Raw genomic sequence first — 10,826 nt, forward strand, 5'->3', positions numbered from 1 at the left:
TTCCCCACTCTTTAGTCGCTGCGCAACACCCGCCAGGGTTCCACCGACGCGGCACGGCGCGCGGGTACGAATGCCGCCGCCAACGTGACCAGGATCATCAGGAACGTGGCGAGCGCGGTCACCCCGATGCCGACGTCACCTGGCAGCGCCACCTGCGGATCGAGCCACTTCTGCAAGGCATGTGTCGCAAGCAGGCCCAGGCCGATACCGCCCAGGGTGACCCACAGCGCCTTCCGGAATACCCGCCCCGATAGATACGCGGGTGAGGCGCCGAGTGCGCTGCGCAGGGCGAGAGCGTCCCGCGCTGCAGCCACCTCCACAGCCTGCACCGAATACTGGCCCACGGCCGCCAGGCCCGCCGCGAACACCGCCAGTGTTGAGAAGAGGATGAGGTCGCGCCGCGCGGTGGCGAGGAGTGCGTCAGCAATCCGGTCGAGCGATGTCGGCTGCGAAAGGACCAGCCCGGGATCGACGTCGTCTACGATCCGCGGCAGGGCGTCCCTGACCACGGTGGTCGCCGCCGCCCCGCGAACCACGGCATACAGCGGCGTCAGCTCGCGAACCAGCGCGAAGCGGCCCGCGCTGGACTGCGCAAGCGGCAGGAATATCGCGGGTTTTGCCCTGTTTTCGCCATCGCGCCAGGTGTCGCCGACGACACCGACGATGCGGGCGCTCTGTTCCGGTGAACCCGCGGGCCGCACCACATCGCCCACGCCGTCGCTCATGAAGTGGCGCAGATAGGCTTCGTTCACTATCGCGACGCGTTCGGCCTGCGGGCCGTCGCCTTCGTCGAACGAGCGGCCGGCGAGGTGGCGCAAACCCAGCGCCTCGTTCCCGCCGGGCGTGGCCAGCCCGAATTGAATGAACTCTGGCGCCCCGTCCCGGTGCAGGTAGGGCATGACGAACCCCGGCCCGGCCGGAAGCTGTGTCGACCATCCCATACTGTCCACGCCCGGCAAACGCAGGGTGGCGGTGCGGACGGCAACGGCCAGCCGGGTGACATCGCTCACTTCAGGATAGGCACGCGCGGGGACGCGCAATTCCACCACCACGGCATTCGCCGTGTCGAACCCGTGCGGCGCGCGTGCGAGCCGCCATGCCCGCGACGAAGCCGCAACGCCAAACGACACTAGCAGTGTTGCAAGCGCCACCTGCACGAGTGCCGTCGTCGAACGGGCGCGGCCAGGGGTCCTGCCGACGCCGGCCGATCCGCCCATGGCCGATTGTTCGCGTTTGAGGAGGCTTGCCCGCGTCCTCATCGCGGCTCCCGCGGTGGCCAGCAGGACGGCGGCCTGCGTCATCGCGACGACTGCCAGCAGGACACGCCAGCCCGGCGCCGGCGCGACAGCCGAGGACAGCCACGCCCGCGGAAGGAATGGGTTGAACAAACCGACGAGCACCGTGCCCACGGGGATGCCCACAGCACAGGCCACGGTGCTCACGGCGACCGCATCGGTCAGCGCTGGCAGCCAGGGCTGCCAACCTCTCGCGCCGAACACCATCTTCAGCGCCGTTACATGGACGCGCCCGAACATCCGCGTGGACATCAGGTGGGAGACATTCACGCCGGCGACGGCGAACACGAGCAAGGCACACGCGACGAACATCCACAGGCTTGTTCGCGCGCCCCGCGCCACCAGTTCGTCGACGGGTGTGGCGCCGTACCAGTGCAGGTCGTCGTCATGCAAGTGAAGCGCCGCGGCGTAGCGACCGGCGGCTCGCACGATGTCCGCCGAGAACTCGCCTGCCGCGTGGCCCGGCGCGAGCAGCGCCACGGCCGTCATGTTTTCCGCCGTATCGGCGGCGTTCGCCGCGGCATCGAGCGGAAGAAGAAGGTCGACGTCCGCGAAGAAGCGGAAGTCCGGGGGGAGTACGCCGCGCACCGCCATCTGCCGCCCGTCCACGAGGAGCGTCCGGCCTTCCGCCTTCGGTTCACCGGCCAGCCATCGGCGCCATAACGCGTGCGACACCAGCACGCCGTCGCCGGCAGTCACGCCCGGGTTCTGGTCGAGGGGCACGATGCCAAGCGTGGGCAAGAACCCCGCATCGACGCGTCGTGCGCGAAGCAGCTCGCGGTGTACTCCGCCGACGACGTTCACGGTCTCCGGCATGCGGGCGATTCCGCGCGACAGCAGTGAAGCGGGCAGGCCGACGGCCTCGTAGAGACGCGGCGACATCGCACGCATGGCGTCGCCCGGCGTACGCCCGCCGTAGACGACCACGCGCTGATGGTTCGGCCACGGCGGTGGCCGCAGCAGCAGGGAATCCGCCAGCGTGAACGTACCCACCAAGGCGGCGACGCCGAGTGCCAGCGTCCCCGATGACAGCAGGAGGAAGCTTGGACGGCGGACGAGCGCCTGCGCGGCGCGAAGGACGTCGGTCGCCGGACTCACAGCAGCGACTCGTGGAGGCGATACTCGTCGAGGCCGGACTCGGCCTCGCTGTGGCGTTGCTGGAACGTACTTTCGTCGACGATGCGTCCGTCGAGCAGGCGAATGGTGCGATCGGCCATGGCGCCGAAACGTTCGTCGTGGGTCACCATGCAGATCGTCCGACCCTCCGCGTGCAAACGGCCCAGGAGCGCCATCACGATCTCACCGTTATGCAGGTCGAGGTTGCCGGTGGGTTCATCGGCCAGCACGATGGCAGGATCGCCCACCAGTGCCCGCGCCACGGCGACGCGCTGTTTCTGGCCTCCGGATAGCTGGGACGGGTAATGGCGCATTCGATGGGCCATGCCCACGCTGGCCAATACGTCGTGGACGCGCCGGTTCCGCTCATGCTTCGAGAGCTTTCCGTGGAACGACAGCGGCAAGGCCACGTTCTCCGCAACGCTGAGATCCTCGATGAGGTTGAAGGCCTGGAAGACAAATCCGATGTGGCGGTTGCGCAGCAGGGCACGCTCAGCTCGGCCCAGGTCATGTACGGGTTGTCCGCCGAAATGCAGTTCACCGCCGCTGGGACGATCCAGCAATCCCATCAACGAGAGCAGCGTCGTCTTGCCGCAGCCCGACGGACCGGCGACGGAAACGAATTCCCCCTGCCGTACATTCAGGTGAATGTCGGTCAGCACGTGGCATTCAATCGATCCGGCGGAAAACGCCTTGCCGATGCCTCGCATTTCGATGATCGGTGCCTTGGCGGAAACCTGCATTACCGCAACTCCATGCAAGTCACCCGAGCCTAGCGCAGCGCGATGCCTTGTCGTCGCACGCGAAGCCTTCTCACACAGCAAACTTCCCGATGTTGCCGGAAAGACATAACGATAGCCTCCGCACGTGCAGCGATTGCCGATTCGGCCATCAGCCGCGTTCGCTTACGGGTGGGACGGGATGTCGCGCCAAGTCCTCGGTTCACCTTCGTGAAGAGACTGGGCCCCAAGGACGTAATCGTTTACGTGTAACGGAGTTTACGTGCCCACTCGCCCATCCGATGCCAGTATCCTTGCCCGCCTGACGTGCCACCTGCCGTCGCCTCGTCCCAAGGCCCGACCATGAACCGTGATTCCCGCATCGAAGACCTGATCGCCCGCATGACCCTCGAGGAGAAGGTCGGCCAGTTGGGCGTGTTCGCCGATGCCGTGCGTCCGTTCGCACCGGATATCAATCCAGAGGTCAATGCGCGTGGTGCGGCGGAGGTCCTGGAGCAGGTCCGTGCAGGCCGCGTAGGCGCGCTGTTCAACGGCGTGGGGGCGGCCGAAGGCCGCGAAGCGCAGCGCGTGGCCGTGGAAGAGAGCCGGCTGGGCATTCCCCTGTTGTTCGGCGCCGACGTGATCCACGGCATGCGTACGGTCTTCCCCATTCCGCTGGCGGAAGCGTCATCGTTCGAACCGGACCTGGCCGAGCGCACCGCGCGCGCCACCGCCATCGAGGCCACGGCCGCGGGCGTGCAGTGGACCTTCGCACCGGCGGTGGACATCGCGCGAGACCAGCGCTGGGGCCGGGTCGCCGAAGGCGCCGGCGAGGACGTGGTGCTCGGTTCGGCTTTCGCCGCGGCACGCGTGCGTGGCTTCCAGGGCAATGACCTCAAGGCCGGTGACGCGCTGCTCGCCACGCCGAAGCATTTCGCCGCTTACGGCGCGGTCGCCGCCGGCATGGAATACAACGCGGTGGACATCGCGCCACAGACCCTGCGCGACGTGCACCTGCCGCCGTTCAAGGCGGCGCTCGATGCGGGCGCCCTCGCGTTCATGAGCGCGTTCAACGACATCAACGGCGTACCGGCTTCGGCCAATCGCGAACTGATGACCGATATCCTGCGCGGCGAGTGGGGTTTCCGCGGGCTCGTGGTTTCCGATTACACGGCCGACATGGAACTCATCGCACACGGCTTCGCTGAGGACGCGCGCGATGCCACGCGGCTCGCTTTCCTCGCTGGCGTGGACATGAGCATGCAGAGCGGCTTCTATGGCGCGCACCTGCCTGGGCTTGTCGAATCCGGCGTCGTGCCGATGGACGTTCTCGACGAAAGCGTACGTCGCGTACTGTCGGTGAAGGACGCCATCGGCCTGTTCGACAATCCCTACCGTTCGCTCGATCCCGCCGCGGAAGCGGACAGCTCGCGCGATGCCGAACACGCGGCGCTGGCGCGCGATGCCGCACGCCGTTCGATCGTGATGCTGAAGAACGACGGCGCCCTGCCGTTGCGCAAGGCAGGACAGAAGGTCGCCCTGATCGGCCCGTTCGGTCCCGACACCGACCACCTCGAAGGTTGCTGGACGCTGTTCGGCGACAAGCGTCGCCACGAAAACATCGAGACCGGGCTGCGTGAAGGGCTGGCGGATGGCGCATCGCTTGAGGTGGTGGCAGGCTCGGGCATCGAACACGCCATCGACGGCGGTATCGACGAGGCGGTCGCCGCGGCGAAGCGCGCGGACGTCGTACTGCTGGCGATCGGCGAACCGCAGAACTACTCCGGCGAAGCGCAGTCGCGCACGCAGATCGTGGTACCGCCCGCGCAACAGGCGCTGGCAGAGGCGGTAGCCGCGACGGGCACGCCCGTCGTGGTGCTGCTGAAGAATGGACGCGCACTCGCGCTGACGGGGGCCGTTCGCGACGCCAATGCGGTCCTCGTCACCTGGTTCCTTGGCAGCCAGACCGGCCCCGCTATCGCCGACGTGCTGTTCGGCGATTACAATCCGTCCGGCCGCCTGCCGGTGAGCTTCCCCCAGGACGCCGGCCAGCAGCCCTACTTCTATAACCATCCGCGCACCGGCCGGCCGGAACTGGCCGACCAGCCGCCAGCGTTCAAGTCGCGTTACCGCGAGGTCACCTTCGAGGCGCTGTATCCCTTCGGCCACGGCATCGGCTATACGCGTTTCGCGTACGGCGTACCCGTGGTGAAGGAAAGCCTGGGCTGGGGCGAAACCATCGTCGTCACCGCCACCGTGACCAACACCGGCGACGTCGCCGGCGAGGAAGTGGTGCAGCTCTACATCCACGATCGCGTCGCCAGCCGCGTGCGGCCCGTGCGCGAACTGAAGGCGTTCCGGAAGATCCTGCTCGCCCCCGGCGCCGCCGAAGAAGTGACTTTCGAACTGGCCCGCCACGACCTTGCTTTCACCCACCGCGACGGCACGACCTTCGAGGCCGAGCCAGGCTCTTTCGATGTGTGGATCGCGGGTTCTTCGGCCGAAGGCGTTGCGGCGGGCTTCCGGCTCCTTCCGGCATAGCCCGGCATCGGTACACCTGCAACACGTGCGGGCCGGAATCGGCGTCTCTCGCACGAGTGACGTGACACGCGTTCGCCTTACGCGAGTCAAGGCAAGACCTGGACGCATATGGGAGAGCACCGATAGGAGCGGCTGTCTTGCGTACGTAGGATCGTCGCCTCGCTCACTCCCAGGAACCATCACATGACCACGCCCCGGACCTTTGCCATCGTCGCCGGCGTCTTCACCGTCCTTGTCACGCGGAGTGTCTTCGGCACGCCGCACACCTTTCCTGTCATGCCTTTCGATCCAACACTCGAGATCGCCTGGGGCGACTGCCCGGAGAGTTGGGTCGGACAGCCATCGGACCTTCTCGCCGGCCGCGTGCAATGCGGCACGATGAGGGCGCCAGTGGACCACGTGGCCCCGGACGAACGCCGCTTCGACGTTGGTGTCATCCGCGTGAGCGCAGCCGTACCCGCCCAGCGCGAGGGCGCTATCTTCTTCAACAAGGGCGGGCCTGGTTCGCACCCCGGGAAACTGCTGATGTCACTGGCAAGAAGCTGGACACTCATCCAATCAGACGATCCAGACGAAGTGAACAAGCGGCGGCTGGCGGAACGGTACGATCTCGTCGCGGTCATTCCACGCGGCCTAACCGGCAGCGGCGACTTCCGTTGCGTGACCGGCATGCCCGCCCGCTATGCGTTCCTGCCCACGAACCTGGATGACGACAACTGGAGGCTCGTACTCGAAGAGGCCCAGTCCGTCGTGGACGCCTGCGGTGCGGTTGCCCATGCGCGATACATCAACACCGAGCAGCACGTGCACGACATGGATATGCTCCGTCGTGCCCTCGGCGACGAACGCCTCCATTTTTATGGCATTTCCTATGGTGGAATGGTCGGCGCCTGGTACGCCTCGATCTATCCGGAGCATACCGGGCGCATGCTGCTCGACTCGAGCCTGGACTTCACCGGCGACTACCGTACCGCCATCCGTGCCGCCATGGATGCCCGACATCGCGAGTTCTTCGATAAGGCAGTGACGCCGCTGCTCCGCGAGACCGCCCGTTACGGCCTGGGCACCGACAAAGAAGCTGTCGTCACAGCAATCGATGCCTTGCCGGCGCGGATACGCAAGGTCCGTGCCCGGATCCAATCGCCGCTGGAGCTCGCGGCCGCCCTGCACGTCGGTGCCCTGCTTCGTACCGACGATCCATCCACGCTCGAAGCCATGACGCGTCTTCTGCAGCGTCCTCTGACTGGCAACGATGCTTTGCTTGATGGCCGCATACGCAGGAGCGCCCTCTGGTTCGCATCGGCGATTTACGCCTCGCCCCAGGTGCCCGAGTTCTCCAGCACGCACCAAGGCGACTCCGTCCGCGCAGTCGTGCCTTGCAACGACATGCAATGGACCCGGAGCGAACAAGCCATCCGGCGAACGGCGGTGCAGGACGCAGCCCGTTATTACAGTGCCACCGGCGGCGAGACTTTCGAGGAACTGGTCTGCACACGCTGGGGCGGCCGGAGCGCGCGCGCGCCAGTGCTTTCCACCATGGGACGGGTACCGCCTTTCCTGCTGGTCCAGTCTGACCAGGACACCTCGACGCCGCTGGCGGGTGCCGCCCGTATCCTCGACCGGTTTGCCAACGGGCGCCTGCTGCTGGTGCGGCAATCCAGTCTCCACGGCGTGTTCAATTTCAACACGTCGTCATGTATCGAGACGACAGCGTCCCACTATCTTCTCACCGGGGTGTTTCCCGATTCGCCGAGCCGCGTGCTCGCCTGCGACGGCGCCTTCGACAATCCCGTGGATGCCTTGCCAGGCTCGCCGGCCCCACCGGCCAGCGAACCGGCACCCGTGGCCGCTCCTGTACCACCGCGCCACGACGAGTTTTGACCGGGCGTTTCGGCTACTCAGAACATGACCTGGGCACGCACTTCGAAAATATGCGGATCGATGCGCAGGTCGCGCCGGTCACTGGTCGCGCGCACGTAGTTGGCCTGCAGCTTCAGGAACTTCGTGAGGTACCAGTTGGCGCCCAGGGTCCAGTCGTGTTCCGTGCCGCCGAGCGTGGGACCGTCGTCAAGGTCGAGCGTGCTGTAGCGAAGCACGAACTCGACCGCACCCCATGGCCCCTTCGGCACGACGTCACCGGTGTTGCCTGCGTTGTAGGCGCGCGACTCGCCGGTGACGACCCAGCTCCCGAACGCATACCAGCCGTGGGCGTCATAGGTCGGCTTGTCCTGCAGCTTGACGTTGGCGGACAGGTATTCGCCCTGCACCGACCACGGTCCGCGAATCCACAGGCCCTCGAAGCCCATGCGGTCGACATGGCTGGCCACGCTTAGCGCGCCGGAATCGATCAGGCGCTGAGTGGCGAGGCCGGCCTCGGGCAAGGCACGCAAGCGGACGTTCGGCGGCGTGTACCGACCGCGACCATCCGTGCTGCCTTCGGGGGTTTCATGCGAGTACGAGCCACCGAGATGGAGCACGTTGCCTGGGCTGTTCAGCGGCGTCCAGGCGGCGCGGGCTGCCATCATCCGGCCATCCAGGTCGCCCTGCAGGTTGCCGCCCTTGTAGTAGCCGAGTTGCAGCAGGTAGGCCTTTCGCGTCAGCGCCCAGTCCACGCCAAGGCGGCGACTCGCATAGATGGCCTGCATGGGCAGCGAGGTCTCCATGAACGACGTGCTGCCCGTGCTGGTATTGCCTTCGAAGCCGACGGGCGTCTTCATGAATCCGACGCGGAGAGCACCGGCATCGCTGCCAAACAGGGCCTTGGTCTGCATCCGGAAGAAGACATCGAGCCAGGTCTTCGTCTGGAAGTCGAACACCACGGTGCCGTCGTATACGCCCTTCTTGCGGACGAAGAAGCCGAACTCCTTGCGGCGGTTGGTGTTCGCATCCTCGTACGTGCTCTCGTCGTGCGAGAAGCGGTCCATGTCGTACTGGTACTTCAGCGATAGACCGACATCCGTGCCGTCAGCGAACACATAGTGGGTTGGCCAGTTGGTTCGCCAGTCGTAGGCGTTGGGTGCCGTACCGGCTGCCATGGCAAACGTGGGCGCGATCAGCGCGAGTGCGCCGAGGATGATCTTCTTCAAGGTGGACCCCTCTCAAGCGTGCCGGCGGCACCGGCAGCGATATGAACATGACTATACAGCGCGCTTGAGAATCCACTCAATGCTGCACCCATGTCATCGGCAGGGTCCGCCAGGTCTTTAAAAAAAGACCGGACCGATCGCTTTCAGCCGTGGCACGGTCGTCGGCGTCACACCACCGGGGCAAAAAAAGAGAGGCGCCTGAGCGCCCCTCTATCTTCACCGCTAACGATCGTTATCAGATCGCGTAATACATCTGGAACTCAAGCGGATGCGTGCTCGCGCGGTAGCGCGTCACTTCCTGCATCTTCAGTGCGATGTAGCCATCGATGAAGTCGTCGGTGAACACGCCGCCCGCCTTGAGGAACTCGCGATCCTTGTCCAGGGCCACCAGCGCCTCGTCGAGGCTGGCGCAGACCTGCGGGATATTTTTCTCTTCTTCCGGCGGCAGGTCGTAAAGATCCTTGTCCGCCGGCGCACCCGGGTCGATCTTGTTCAGGATGCCGTCGAGACCGGCCATCATCAGTACGGTGAAGGTCAGGTAACCCGACTGCATCGGATCGGGGAAGCGGATTTCGATGCGGCGCCCCTTCGGACTGGACACGTACGGGATGCGGCAGGACGCCGAGCGGTTGCGTGCCGAGTACGCGAGCATCACCGGCGCTTCGAAGCCCGGCACCAGGCGCTTGTAGCTGTTCGTGGTGGAGTTGGCAAAGGCATTGATGGCCTTGGCGTGCTTGAAGATGCCGCCGATGTACCACAACGCCGTCTGCGAGAGGCCGCCGTACAGGTCGCCCGCAAACAGGTTCTCGCCGTTCTTCGACAGCGACTGGTGCACGTGCATGCCCGAACCGTTGTCGCCGACGATCGGCTTCGGCATGAAGGTCGCGGTCTTGCCCGCCTGGTGGGCGACGTTCTTGATGACGTACTTCATTGTCATCAGCTCGTCGGCCTTCTTCACCAGGGTGTTGAAGCGGGTGCCAATCTCGCACTGGCCAGCATTGGCCACTTCGTGGTGATGCACTTCCACCACCTGGCCCAGCGACTCCAGCACCTTGCACATGTCGGCGCGCAGGTCGCCCAGGCTGTCCACGGGGCTGACCGGGAAATAGCCGCCCTTCACGCCCGGGCGATGGCCGGTGTTGGTGCCGTCGTACTTGTAGCGCGACGCCCAGGCCGCTTCTTCCGAGCCGATTTCATAGAACACGCGGCCCATGTCGTTCTGCCATCGCACCGAGTCGAAAATGAAGAACTCGGGCTCCGGACCGAAGAACGCGGTATCCGCGATGCCGGTAGACTTCAGGTAGGCCTCGGCGCGCTTCGCGATCGAGCGCGGGTCGCGGCCGTAGGCCTGCATGGTGCTGGGCTCAAGCACGTCGCAGTGCAGGATCAGCTGCTTGTGCGCGCTGAACGGATCGAGATGAGCGGTTTCCGGATCCGGCATGAGGACCATGTCGGACTCGTTGATGCCCTTCCAGCCCGCGATCGACGAACCGTCGAACATCTTGCCGTCTTCGAACGTGCTCTCGTCGATGGCATGGGCGGGGAACGTGACGTGGTGGTGCTTGCCGAGGATGTCGGCGAAGCGCAGGTCGACGAACTCGATTTCCTCGTCCTGGATCAGGTTCAGCACTTTGGAAGCGACGGGCATACAAACCTCGAATGGAGTGGGCGGTTGCGGTTGGCGACGGCCATCCTGGGCCAGGCCGGGGCATGATAGACCCGCCGCCCCTGGTGCCGTGAATTGCACCAATTTTGTGCAACCGTTGGTACCCCTCTATCGGTGACGGCGAGCATGTCGAGGTGTCCACGCCTCTAAACTTCGTCGGATTTTTCAGAATCCTCCCAGAGACAGACCCCCGGCTGACGTCCTATCGTCATCTTCCTGCCGCGCACATGCCGTGCGCCTTCGGAGGACGATGATGCATCGACGCTATACCTGCCGCGAAGGCGACACGACGACGAGCGGCGGAAAGATCAGGCCGGGAGGCAGCCCTCGCATGATCGTTGACGACAAGCCGGCGGCGGCCGAGGGCGACCCGGTCGCCTGTCCGGCCTGCGGCAGCGTCGGG

At 65.6% G+C, this 10,826-nt stretch carries 7 protein-coding genes; 3 read left to right on the forward strand and 4 right to left on the reverse strand.

The window, feature by feature from the left end; genetic code table 11:
* Positions 1-11: 11 nt before the first annotated feature.
* Both VGM71_RS06115 and VGM71_RS06120 read right to left on the reverse strand, forming a co-directional pair.
* Entirely contained in the window at positions 12-2,393 is a 2,382-nt protein-coding gene (locus VGM71_RS06115) for an ABC transporter permease (protein WP_331543039.1), read from the reverse strand.
* Entirely contained in the window at positions 2,390-3,154 is a 765-nt protein-coding gene (locus VGM71_RS06120) for an ABC transporter ATP-binding protein (protein WP_331543041.1), read from the reverse strand. Before VGM71_RS06120 ends, VGM71_RS06115 begins: the two co-directional genes overlap by 4 nt.
* A 339-nt stretch (positions 3,155-3,493) precedes the next feature.
* Here VGM71_RS06120 and VGM71_RS06125 point away from each other — a divergent pair, with 339 nt between their 5' ends.
* Positions 3,494-5,671: a glycoside hydrolase family 3 N-terminal domain-containing protein gene (locus tag VGM71_RS06125; RefSeq protein WP_331543043.1), complete on the forward strand. Its 2,178-nt coding sequence runs from the start codon at positions 3,494-3,496 to the stop codon at positions 5,669-5,671.
* A gap of 183 nt (positions 5,672-5,854) precedes the next feature.
* Positions 5,855-7,552: an alpha/beta fold hydrolase gene (locus VGM71_RS06130; RefSeq protein ID WP_331543045.1), complete on the forward strand. Its 1,698-nt coding sequence runs from the start codon at positions 5,855-5,857 to the stop codon at positions 7,550-7,552.
* Between the two features lie 17 nt (positions 7,553-7,569).
* On the opposite strand, the gene VGM71_RS06135 is transcribed toward VGM71_RS06130, so the two are convergent.
* Positions 7,570-8,706, reverse strand: a complete 1,137-nt coding sequence (locus VGM71_RS06135; RefSeq protein ID WP_414675097.1) for an OprO/OprP family phosphate-selective porin — start codon at positions 8,704-8,706, stop codon at positions 7,570-7,572.
* Between the two features lie 286 nt (positions 8,707-8,992).
* Entirely contained in the window at positions 8,993-10,405 is a 1,413-nt protein-coding gene (glnA, locus tag VGM71_RS06140; RefSeq protein ID WP_331543049.1) for a type I glutamate--ammonia ligase, read from the reverse strand.
* Between the two features lie 271 nt (positions 10,406-10,676).
* On the opposite strand from glnA, the gene VGM71_RS17645 reads away from it, so the two are divergent.
* Positions 10,677-10,826: PAAR domain-containing protein (locus VGM71_RS17645; RefSeq protein WP_414675098.1), on the forward strand; the 150-nt coding region annotated here is incomplete at its 3' end.

Origin of the sequence: Luteibacter sp., assembly GCF_036499525.1 — a bacterium.
Lineage (GTDB): Bacteria > Pseudomonadota > Gammaproteobacteria > Xanthomonadales > Rhodanobacteraceae > Luteibacter.

Coding starts and splice junctions, on each gene's coding strand:
- VGM71_RS06120 (WP_331543041.1), bottom strand. CDS start 3,154: ATGCAGGTTTCCGCCAAGGCACCGATCATCGAAATGCGAGGCATCGGC.
- VGM71_RS06125 (WP_331543043.1), top strand. CDS start 3,494: ATGAACCGTGATTCCCGCATCGAAGACCTGATCGCCCGCATGACCCTC.
- VGM71_RS06130 (WP_331543045.1), top strand. CDS start 5,855: ATGACCACGCCCCGGACCTTTGCCATCGTCGCCGGCGTCTTCACCGTC.
- VGM71_RS06135 (WP_414675097.1), bottom strand. CDS start 8,706: ATGGCAGCCGGTACGGCACCCAACGCCTACGACTGGCGAACCAACTGG.
- glnA (WP_331543049.1), bottom strand. CDS start 10,405: ATGCCCGTCGCTTCCAAAGTGCTGAACCTGATCCAGGACGAGGAAATC.